Here is a 7,733-nt window from a genome sequence, read left to right on the forward strand (position 1 = left end):
GCCCGGACGGGCCGGCCGGGCGGTCTGTCCGGGCCTCAGACCGCCTTGGCCTCGTCGACGAACCGGCACAGGGCGTTGACGGCCCGCAGCTCCTCGGGCGTGTGGACGGCCGCGTCGAGCAGCAGCGGCGACGCGACGACGACCGCCATGGCCTTCGCCCGTGAGACGGCGACGTTGAGGCGGTGCAGGTCGTAGAGGAACGGCACGCCGCGCGGTGCGACGGCGGCACTCGTGCTGGCCATCGAGTAGATGACCACGGCCGCCTGCTGGCCCTGGAACCGGTCGACGGTGCCGACGCGCACGCCGTCGGGCAGCGCCCGGGCGAGGGTGGCGACGTGGGCGTTGTAGGGCGCCACGACGAGCACGTCGTCGGCCCCGATCGGCTGCGAGCGCCCGTCGGCCGACGTCCACGACCCGCGCAGGAGGTCGGCCACGAGGTCGCGTACCACGGCGGCCTCCTCGGCGCTGGCCTGCTCGGACACGACGGTGTGCTCGACCGGGACCCAGCGCAGGCCGTCGCCGGAGAGGGCCCCGGGGGCCTCGACGGAGAGCCGGTCGCGACCGGGGGCCGACTCCAGGCGCCCCTCGTAGGCCAGCTCGGACACGAACGACGTCAGGCTCGGGTGCATCCGGTGGGTGCGGTCGAGGAAGATGCCCCGGTCCGGCGGGATGACGTCGTGGACGAGGACACCGTGACCGCCGGGGTCGCCGATGTGCTCCGTGCGGAGGTGGTCGAGGACCGACACGCCCGAGCCGAACGGGTGCACGGCCTTGGTCGGCTGGGTCAGCTGCTGCGGGTCCCCGAGCAGCACGAGGGATCGCGCAGCGGGGGCCACGGCCACGGCGTTGGCGAGCGAGAACTGACCCGCCTCGTCGATGACGAGCACGTCGACGGTGTCGGCGAGGTCCGCGCGGGCCCACAGCCACGCCGTGCCCCCGACGAGCCGCGCCTGCCCGGAGGTGATGGCCTCGACCACCTCGGAGTTGTCGCAGGTGTGCCGGACGAGCGAGTCCGGGTCGGCGGGCTCGTCACCCTCCTCGGCGTTGGTGCCGTCCTTGTGCCAGGCCGGTCGGCCGACCTCGTGCAGCAGGTTGAGCACGACGGCGTGCGACTGCGCCGTGACACCCACGGTCAGGCCCGCGTCGAGCAGCTGCCGGATGAGGGCGGAGCCGGCGTGGGTCTTGCCGGTGCCGGGCGGTCCCTGGACGGCGAGGACCTGTCCGTCCAGCCGCGAGCCGACGCGGACGACGGCGTCCTTCGGCGTCTCGTGCGGACGGACGGCGAGCACGTCGGGGGCGGGGACGACGCGCTCGAGCAGCCGCGTGGCGAGGTTGCTCCCGCCGGCGAGCGCGAGCTCACCGGTGCGGGCGATGGACTGGCGCAGGACGGCGTCCATGATCGGTCCCGGGCCGCCGATGCCGCGGGGGCGGGGAGGCTCCAGGGTGCGCTTCATCGACAGCTCGACCCACCCCTCGACGGGGTCGAGCGCGACGACCTTGCCGACCGGGGCGTGCGTGTCGACGTCGGGCACGTACTTGCCCTCGGACACCTTGCAGTCCTGCGGCGGGAAGGGGTAGCGCCAGATGCGCGACAGCTTGACCTGCCCGACCTCGACCGGCTCGCCGAGGTCGCCGATGGCCGTGGCGTCCTCGACGAGCTCGGCGGTGTCGAGGTCCTTGTAGCGGAAGAAGTCCCACCACTCGGGTCGCTTCTCGCGGCGGTGCCAGCCGACGCACCCGGCGAGAAGCTCGTGACCGGCCCCGACGAGTCGCTCGGTGAGGTCGATCTCGGCCTGCTCCTCCTCGGAGACCTCCCTGAGCGGCTCCGGCACCGGCCGGGTCAGGAGGTGGCCGGCCGCCTCGAGGTCGCGGCGCCGGTCCTCGAGCCAGTCGTGCAGGGCGAGCGTCGAGCGGACGTCCTCCTCGTTGTAGCGGCGGATGTCGGCGAGGATCGCGGGGTCGGCCCTGCCCTCGGCACGCCCGGCGAGCCACCGCTCGTACTCGACCACGGAGGACAGGCCGTCGGCGACGCCCTCGCCGTCGGCGGACCGCGTGTGCCCCCAGTAGAACTCCTCGAGCTTCTTGATCGAGTACGAGCCCTTGCTGATGCGCACGCCCTGGCGCACGACGGCGTAGAGGTCGACGAAGACCTCGTGGCGCAGCAGCTGGTCCAGCTGCGCCTCGCGGGTGGCGTGCTGGCCGACGAGCCGCTTGAGGGCCGTGGTCTCGTACGGCGCGTAGTGGTAGACGTGCATGCCCGGATGGCGCTGCCAGCGCTCGGTGAGCCAGTCGACGAGGTCGGCCGTCAGGCGGCCCTCCTCGGCGAAGTCGTGCGCCCAGAAGTCGACGAACTCGCCCTCGCGGGTCCAGACGCCCGCGAGGTACTCGCGCCCGGCCCCGCCCTCGGCCCACGGGTCGCCCTCGAAGTCGAGGTAGACGTCGCCGGCGTCGGGCTCGGGCAGCAGCTGCAGGCCTCGGCCCGGCTCGGGCTCGAGGAGCTCGAACTGCGCCCGCCCCGTCTCGCGCTCGGCCAGCTGGAGCCGGGCCTGCTGGAGCAGCCGGCGCCGGGTGGTCGCCGACAGGGCAGGGGCCAGCTGCTCCTCCGTGGCGCCCGCGAGCGCCCGGAGCGTCGGGATGCCGAGCCGGACCAGGGCGGCCCGGTGGTCGGCCCGCATGCCGGCGACCTGCACGAGGTCGTCCCGGTCCAGCCACTCCTGCGCGCACCGCTCCTTCCAGCGGCACTGACCGCAGTGCTGAACGCGTGCCGACTCGGTCGGCTGCGGGCGCTCGATGGCGTCGAGGAGCTCGTCGCGACGGCGACGCGCGTACGGGGCGACGTCGACGAGGCGCCACGGGTGCTGCTCCTGGTCGCCCGTGACGACGGTGAGCCACTTCGGGGCCAGACCCTGGAGGGTCTCGAGCCGGGCGGCGTAGGTGGCCATCTGCAGGAGCGCGGGCACCTTGAGGCGCCGGGCCAGCTTGGTGTCGGCGACGTCGTAGCGCCACGGGCCGAACGCGCTGAGCTGCCCCGAGGGGAGGTCGACGCGAAGGAGGAAGTCGGCCAGGCCGACCCAGTGCCCGTCGAAGAACGTCGCCTGGTACACGACCTCGACGCCGCGTCGCATCGCCTCGACCGTGGCGGCCTCGGCGGCGGCGCCGGACAGACCGAGGGCCGCGACGTCGAGGACCTCGCGGCCCTCGGCCCGCAGCCGCGCCAGGTAGGCGCGCTCGTGCTCGAGGCCCTTGGCGAAGACGAGGTTGAGCGAGTCGTCGGGCGCCACGCGGGGCGCACTGCCCTCGCGGACGTCGAGCGCCTCGAGGTCGAGCGTCGTGATGTGCGCGCAGGCGACGTGCTTCGTGAGGTCCGTGGGTGACAGGACGAGGTGACCGTCGATGCGCTGCATGGCCCGAGTATGCCGACGTGCACCGACAGGCCCGCGCAGCCGTGCCGTCCATCGTCAGCAGGACTGCCTGGGCGCCCCGGGCAGACCTGCTGACACGCGGGGAGCGCAGGTGCTCGGTTGACCGCGCGGACACCCCCTGCGTCGGATAGGTTGCCCCCGCGTGGCAGGCAAGGTTCGGGGGCGAGCGCCCCTGCGCACGGGGGCCCGAGCGGGCGCCGATGCGATCGGAGCCGCGCGAGGAGGATGAGTGTCGATCAACTCTCGGGGCCCGCGGCGACGTCGCCGCGGTCTGGTTGGCACGGTGAGCGCAGGAGCCGCAACGGCCCTCGTCGCCGCGACCCTCGGGGCCACGCCGGCGACGGCTGACCCCCACCCGTCGGTCAAGCACCGCAGCGACAAGCAGCTACCGGCACGCGTCAAGGGTGCCGGCTCGCTCGGCCTCGGCACGCAGCGCACCCCCGGCGACACGGTGGACCCGTCCCTGCGCCGGGCCACCGGCACGGTCGACGTCATGCTCGAGCTCGACGCCGCGCCCGCGGCCCGCGCCTTCGGCCACGCCCGCGGTCGGGGCCTCGCCGCCGCCAGGACCGCCGCCCGGAGCCAGACGTCCGCGGTCGAGCAGGCCCAGAAGGCCGTCGAGAGCCGCTTCGGCGCCGGCGCGACGCGCGCCCGCACCCTCTTCCGCACGCACGCCGTGTACGCCGGTGTCGCCGTCCGCACCGACGCCGCCCGCCTGAGGGCGCTGGCGGCGATCCCGGGCGTCAAGGCGGTCCACCGGCTCACCCCGAAGACCACGTCCAACAGCTCGTCGGTGCCGCTCATCGGTGCCCCCAAGGTGTGGGCCGGCACGGGCAACACCGGCGAGGGCGTCCGCATCGGCATCATCGACACCGGCATCGACTACACGCACGCCGACTTCGGCGGCGACGGCACCACGGCCGCCTACGCCGCGGCCAAGGCCTCGAACGCCTTCACCCCCACAGCGAAGGTCGTCGGCGGCTACGACTTCGCCGGCGACGACTACGACGGGGACGACCCCGCGTCGGTCCCCACGCCCGACGCCAACCCGCTCGACTGCGACGGCCACGGCTCGCACGTCGCCGGAACGACCGCGGGTCTCGGCGTCGCGGCCGACGGCTCGACGTGGACCGGCGGCTACGCCGACCCGATCGACCCGGCCGCCGTGCGCATCGGCCCGGGCGTCGCACCGGGCGCGAGCCTGTACGCGCTCAAGGTCTTCGGCTGCGAGGGCTCGACGAACCTCGTCGGACAGGCCCTCGACTGGGCCGCGGACCCCAACGGCGACGGCGACGTCTCCGACCACCTCGACGTCGTCAACATGTCGCTGGGCAGCTCCTACGGTTCGCCCGAGGACCCCGACTCGGTCGCCTCGAACAACCTCGCGGCGCTCGGCACGACGGTCATCGCCTCGATCGGCAACTCCGGTGACGTGTACGAGGTCGGCGGCTCGCCGGGCAACGCCCGCCGCGTCCTCGGCGTCGCGGCCTCCGACGACGGCGACGACGTCGTCGACGGCCTGCGCGTCGACTCCCCCGCGGGCATCGAGCCGGCCGACACCATCGACGGCGATCAGGACGACGTCTTCGCATCGCTGCGCTCGGTCAGCTACGACTGGGCCGGTGAGCCCGGCGTCTCCGACACCCCGCTCGTCACCATCGGCGACTGGACCCAGCCGGTCGGCACCGGCAACAACATCGACGGCTGCGACTCCTACTCCGCGGCAGAGAAGGCGGCAGTCGCCGGCAAGGTCGTCATGGTCTGGTGGCTCGACGGCAACGGACGCCGGTGCGGCTCCAAGGTGCGCGCCGACGCGGCGTTCGCCGCGGGCGCGGTCGGTGTCGTCTACGGCAGCGACTCCAACGCCTTCTCAGCAGGGGTCAGCGGCAACGCCGACATCCCGGCGATGCTCCTCGTCAAGCAGGGGCGCGACGCGGTCAAGGCCCGGCTCGACGCCTCCACCGAGGTCCGCGTCACGCTGACCAACGCGCTGCGCAACGCCGTCACGGTCAAGAACCCCGAGGCCGTCGACCGGCTGGCCGACTTCTCCTCGCGCGGTGTGGGCGTCGCGGGCGGCGTCAAGCCCGACGTGGCGGCGCCCGGCGTGACGACGTTCTCGGCCGCCGTCGGCACGGGGGACGAGGGCATCGCCGAGTCCGGCACCTCGATGGCCTCCCCGCACGTGGCCGGCGAGGCCGCCCTCGTGCGCGCCGCCCACCCCGGGTGGACCGTCGAGGAGGTCAAGGCGGCCATCATGAACACGGCCACCCAGGACGTCTTCGTCGGACCCGACCACACCGGCGAGGTCTACGGCCCCGAGCGCGTGGGGTCCGGACGCGTCGTCACCGACGCCGCGGTCGGCACCTCGACGCTCGCCTACGTCACCGACGACCCGGGCGCGGTGAGCGTCTCGTTCGGCCCGGTGGCGGTCACGACGGCGACGAAGACGCTGACCAGGACCGTTCGCGTCGTCAACAAGCGGCCCGTCACCTCGGCGTCGTACACCCTCGACTACGTCGCCGCGCACCCCACGCCCGGCGTCACGTACACGTTCAGCCCGTCGCAGGTCCGCGTCCCGGCCGGCGGCTCGGTCGACGTGACGGTCACCGCGACCTTCACCCGCTCGGCGCTGCGCGCCGTCACCGACCCGACGACGTCGGCGGACCCGGCGGACCTCGGCATCATGCGCAACCAGCGCACCGACGCGAGCGGCCGGATCGTCCTGACCCCGGTCGACGGCACGTCGGGTGGAGAGCTGCGGGTGCCGGTGTGGTCCGCCCCGCGGGCCGCCTCGGCCATGAGGGCGGCCGCCAGCACCACGGTCACCGGCGCGGGCAGCGTCCAGCACTCCTCACTGCCGCTCACCGGCTCGGGCCTCGACCAGGGCACCGACCCCGAGGACCACGTGTCGACGGTCTCGACGTTCCAGCTGCAGGCGAGCAGCCCTCGCCTGGCCTCGTGCTCGACGTCCCAGGTCCTCGACTGCCTCGAGACCGCCGACGACCGGGGCGCCGACCTGCGCTACGTCGGTTCGGCCTCGGACTGGCCCGGCTGGGACGACCCGACGAACGCGATGCTGACCTTCGGCATCAGCACGCACGGGCCGTGGCGCACGCCGGCGAGCGAGGTCGAGTTCGACGTCAACCTCGACACCGACGGAGACGGCACCGCCGACGCCGTGGCCTACACGACGCGCTACGCCACGAGCACGGACGACTACGACTACTTCCTCACCGAGCTGGTCGACCTGCGTCCGGGACACGTCGGGCACATCCTCGACGACCAGCTCGTCAACGGCACCGACGGCTCGTTCGAGACGAACCCGTTCAACAGCGACTCGCTCGTCATGCCGGTCTCGGTCGGCGTGCTCATGGACGCCGGTCTGGTCTCCGGGTCGGCACCGAAGGTGCGGTACTGGGTCAGCTCGTTCAGCCAGAACGGCGAGGTCGACGGGGTCGGCAGCCCCGAGGCTCCGCTGACGGTCAGCCTGGCCTCACCCGGCCTGTCCGCCTTCGGCGACTACGGCACCCTGCTCGACACCGACCTGCCGGGGGCGACGCTCGACGTCTACCGCGACGCGACGGCCGCCGCGGTGGACAAGCCGCAGGGCCTGCTGCTGTTGCACCACCTCAACACCGACGGCTCGCGCGCCCAGGTGGTGACGGTCAAGCGTGCCTCGACGACGACGCTCACCGCGAGCCCGACGTCGATCACCTACGGGGGCCGCACGACACTGACGGCCACCGTGTCGCCCTCGAACGCCACCGGGACGGTCACCTTCGGCTACAACGGCACGCCGCTGCGAACGGTCGCCGTCTCCGGCGGCAAGGCCGTCCTGCCTGTCAGCGGGCTGCCCCGCGGGACGGCGTCGTTCACGGCGTCGTACTCCGGTGACGCGTCGACGGTGGCGAGCCGCTCGGGGACGGTCGGTGTCACCGTCAAGGGCCTGACGAGCCGCACGGCCCTGTCGGCCAGTGCCACGAGCTACCGCTACGGCGGTCGTCCGGTGCTCACCGCGACCCTGACGCCCTCGGGCGCCACCGGCACGGTGACCTTCCGCGACGGCTCGCGGGTGCTCGGCACGAGCACGGTGCGGTCCGGAAAGGCGACCCTCTGGGCGCCGGTGCTCTCCAGGGGCACGCACCGGGTCACGGCGACCTACTCCGGGTCGAGGGCCTACAACCCGTCGTCCTCGGCGGCGGTGACGCTCACGGTCCGCTGAGCCGACCGCCGCGCAGCGACCGCTGACACGACACGTGTGCCGCCCGGGGACCCTGTCTCTTATACACATCTGACGCTGCCGACGACGGA

The 7,733-nt window shown here is 73.7% G+C and carries 2 protein-coding genes; one reads left to right on the plus strand and one right to left on the minus strand.

Annotated elements, in window-relative coordinates; all coding sequences use genetic code 11:
- Window positions 1-35: 35 nt before the first annotated feature.
- Entirely contained in the window at window positions 36-3,404 is a 3,369-nt protein-coding gene (locus tag ACR9ZK_RS01055; RefSeq protein ID WP_481339107.1) for a TM0106 family RecB-like putative nuclease, read from the minus strand.
- 301 nt (window positions 3,405-3,705) lie between these two features.
- Between ACR9ZK_RS01055 and ACR9ZK_RS01060 the strand changes: the two genes are divergently transcribed.
- The gene (locus ACR9ZK_RS01060; RefSeq protein ID WP_481339109.1) at window positions 3,706-7,644 is read left to right on the plus strand and encodes a S8 family serine peptidase; all 3,939 of its coding nucleotides are present in this window, start codon (window positions 3,706-3,708) and stop codon (window positions 7,642-7,644) included.
- The last annotated feature ends 89 nt before the right edge of the window (window positions 7,645-7,733 follow it).

Source organism: Monashia sp. HAY1-5C, assembly GCF_056755255.1.